Annotated in this window: 2 protein-coding genes; one reads left to right on the top strand and one right to left on the bottom strand. The window is 69.2% G+C overall.

The genetic code is table 11. The annotated features are described in order from the left end of the window. The coding region (locus tag ABZ646_RS44235) for a cytochrome P450 (RefSeq protein WP_360532778.1) at nucleotides 1-1,372 on the bottom strand (1,372 nt) is incomplete at its 3' end. A gap of 324 nt (nucleotides 1,373-1,696) precedes the next feature. On the opposite strand from ABZ646_RS44235, the gene ABZ646_RS44230 reads away from it, so the two are divergent. Then, complete coding sequence (locus ABZ646_RS44230) at nucleotides 1,697-2,734, top strand: polyprenyl synthetase family protein (protein WP_360532775.1); 1,038 nt, start codon at nucleotides 1,697-1,699, stop codon at nucleotides 2,732-2,734. The last annotated feature ends 82 nt before the right edge of the window (nucleotides 2,735-2,816 follow it).

Raw genomic sequence — 2,816 nt, 5'->3', positions numbered from 1 at the left:
GTGCGAAAACCACCCTTCCGGCCGCCGCCTTCAACCCGGTGACATCGCCATCGGCACCGCCCACCGCGAACAGGCCCGCGGGGGTCGACGTGTCGCTCGGATCTCCCGACGACCGACCGGATGTCCGTCCCTGCTGGCGGACCCGCAGCTCGCTCAGTGCCCGAAGCGGAAACACCGGACGGTGACGTGGCGGCAGCCCGGGCGCCGAAGTCAGCTCCGGCATCCTGCGGGCGACGGCCTGGATCGCGACCTCCAGTTCCATGCGCGCGAATCCGGCTCCGAGGCAGAAGTGGATGCCGTGCCCGAAGGCGAGATGCGTGGCGGACCCACTGCCCGGACTGAACCCGGCCGGACATGCGTGGGCGCGACTGTCCCGGCCGGCCGCTCCGTACAGCAGCAGGAGCCGGCTCCCCGCGGCCAGGTGGACGCCGCCGACCACCACGTCATGGAGCGCGGTCCGGTACATGCCCGCCAGCGGGCTGTCGAACCGCAGTCCCTCCTCGACGAGGTCCCGGGTGGCGATCTTCCCGTCGGCCACCGCCGCCCAGCCGCCGGGTGACCGGAGCTGCTGGAAGACGATGGTGCCGAGCGCCTCCGCACAGGTCATGTGTCCCGCGAAGATCAGAGTGGGGACCTGGACGGCGACCTCGTCGGCGGTGAGCGTGTTACCCGCCCTGCCGTCGTGGAGCAGTTCACTGATCAGGTCGTCCTGCGGTGCGGCGAGCCGCTCCTGCACGAGCGACCGGGCGAACGCCCCGAACTCCATCAGCCCACGGGCGTATTCACGCAGCCAGTCAGGATCGGTGTAGCTCTGCAGCATCATGAGTTCGATGCGTTGCTCGGACCACGTGCGGCAGCGGTCGACGTACTCGTCCGGGATACCGAGGCGCCGGCAGATCACCTCCAGGGAGTACGGAACGGCGAACTCCGCGATGAAGTCGAACTCCGCCGAGACCGCGGTCCGCTCGGCGAGGTCGGCGGCGATCGCCCGGACCGTCGGTTCGAACGCCCTGACCCTGGCGGGCGTGAACCCGATGTTGAGGACGTCCCTGATCCTGGCGTGCTCGGGCGGGTCGAGTGAACCGACGGCCAGGGCACCGGCACCGCGCCACGTCCGGAGCATCCGGCTCACATCGTCGGGCAGCTCGACCGAGGAGCGGGGGTTGTGGTCACGAGCCGAGAAGTTCCGGTCGTCGCGCAGCACGGCGACCATGTCCTCGCGCCGGGTGACGCACCACGCGTCGAGCAGGGGCGCGTAGAACACCGGCTCCGTCTCGACGATGTCGGCCAGAAATGAATACGGGTCGTCGCGGTGTGCGCCGTACGGGTCGAACGGCCTGCCTTCATGTAATTGCCCAGAATCGACTGACACAGGCATTCCGCCTCTCAACCTTTCGGTGAACAACGGTGGACTCGAATTCGGCCTTGGCGCCGCCCGGCGGTCACCGCTCCGCAGGCCAGTCTAATCCAGACCTGGCGCCGTGTTCTTTGGGGTTTTTCCTAAAGTGGAAGACGCTCACCCTGCGTCGTTGACACGGGAGGAGCGGGCGGTTCAGGATGGCGGTCGGAACGCTCAGGGAAATTCCCGTCGAGCGACATATCCAGGACCGTGATTTTCAGTGGTGCAATTCGCGAATCCCATGCGCGCCGGTTCTGACCAGTAATCGGGTAGGCGTGCGACCGGAGGAACATCTCGATGAGCGCACTCGACACCTCGTCGACCGGGGTTCATACCTCCCTGTCACCGAAGGCGGTGCGGGACGCGGTATGGCCCGTCATGCGGGAGCAGGCCTCCGCACTGGAGCCGACCCTGGCCCGGATCTGCTCCTACCACCTCGGCTTCGCCGACGAACACGGTGACCCCAGCAGTGCCCCGAGCGGCAAGCTGACCCGCTCCGCCCTCATGACGGCGGCGGCTGCCGGAGTCGGCCTGCGGCCGCAGGACGTGCGGTGCCAGGCGGCGGCACTGGAGCTGCTGCACAACTCGACCCTGATCCACGACGACATCATCGACGGGGACGAGTTGCGCCGCGGCCGTCCGGCCGCGTGGAAGGTGTTCGGCATCGGTCCGGCCATCCTGGCCGGCGACGCGTTGCAGGCCCTCGGCCTGCGGATGGTCGTCGACGACCCGGGCCCCGGCCGTGCGGAGGTCTTGAGCGTGTTCGCCGAAGCTCTCGCTCTGGTACTCGCGGGCCAGGCGCGCGAGCTCACCGTGCGGCTGGGTCCGGGCACCGGCGTCGCGGAGTACGACCGGATCGTGACGGAGAAGACGTCCGCGCTGCTGCAGTGCGCACTGGTGACGCCCGCACTGCGGGCGGGCAGCCCGCAACGCGTCCTGGACGCTCTGCGCGGCGCGGGCAGGCATCTGGGCCTCGCTTTCCAGATCCTCAACGACGTCGAGGACATCTGGGGCGACCCCTCGGTGACCGGCAAGCCCGTCCGGAGCGACCTCCTGCGGCGCAACCCCAGTCTTCCGGTGCTGGCGGCCTTGTCCGCCGACCAACCGGCAGCCGAACGACTGCGCCGGCTGTGGCACGCCGACGGCACCACGGCAGCGCACCTGCAGGAGATGGCCGACCTCGTCACGGAATCCGGCGGCCGGCACACGGCCGAGCAACTGTCCCGCGGCCATCTGGACTCGGCTCTCGACTACCTCGGACGAGCCGAGCTGTCCCCGGCCGCGTCCGCCGAACTGACCGCGCTGTTCGACCGCATCGTCCATCGCACACCATGACCCGATCAACCTGCCGCCGGCCGGCAGGTCTTCAGGTCGGCGTTCTTGAACCCGCCGGGCGTGCCGTCCCAGTTGTTGATCC

It is taken from the genome of Streptomyces sp. NPDC007162, from assembly GCF_040634175.1.
Lineage (GTDB): Bacteria > Actinomycetota > Actinomycetes > Streptomycetales > Streptomycetaceae > Streptomyces.
This window is presented reverse-complemented; position numbering and strand designations above follow the sequence as displayed.